Annotated in this window: 1 protein-coding gene; it reads left to right on the top strand. The window is 58.8% G+C overall.

Annotated elements, in window-relative coordinates:
• Positions 1-10 precede the first annotated feature (10 nt).
• Positions 11-697: hypothetical protein (locus HMPREF1627_RS00480; RefSeq protein ID WP_034500094.1), on the top strand; the 687-nt coding region annotated here is incomplete at its 3' end.

Genomic DNA, 697 nt, shown 5'->3' with positions numbered 1-697 from the left:
CCAGGGCCAGATGACCGCCGATTTCCTAAATCACCTTGGCAAACAAAAGAAGCGTTTTTCCGATGTTGACAATGAGGGCGCAGCACAACACCAGGATGTCTCTTCTGACCCGGATTCTTCTGCCAACCCCTCGTCGCCTGCGAACGAGACGCAAACCGTCGCGCATGCCGATGATGAGCAAAAGCGTGATCGCGCGGTGGATGAGCCTCAGACTACGAGCAGTTCCCAGCAGACGGAAGGCAACTCGGATATCGCTACGGCAGACGGAGACGAGCAGGCCACGGCTACGCGTTCCCTCGCCGACGAAACTAAACGAATCACAAATGTTTCTAAAAGCTTTATTAAAGCTCAGGCGGCCAAGATTGCAACGGCAGCTGCGGCCCGCGAAGACGCCCGTCGCGCCAAGACGGAGGCCAAGCGTCTCGAAGAACTTGCAAAAGCGGAAGAAGGGGAGCTTCCCGCCCCCGTAGAGACCGGCTGGGGCGACCTCTCCGATGAGTCTGATTTCAGCTCAGGCCGTGCCGATAGCGCGCCGATCCCGTCCGAATCCTCCGACGATGAGGGCCAAGCACCTTCCGCGAAGAAGGAAGAATCTGTCCGCGAGCGCTCTTCTACGAGCATTCCGAAAGCAACGCCCACAGGTGCGCCGGTACGGATGGCTGGGGACACGGACAGCTTGAAGGCCGTCGATTCGGAT

It is taken from the genome of Actinomyces sp. S6-Spd3, from assembly GCF_000758755.1.
Taxonomy (GTDB): Bacteria; Actinomycetota; Actinomycetes; order Actinomycetales; family Actinomycetaceae; genus Pauljensenia.
Note: the sequence above shows the minus strand (reverse complement) of the source record. Positions and strands in the feature narration are given on the sequence as shown.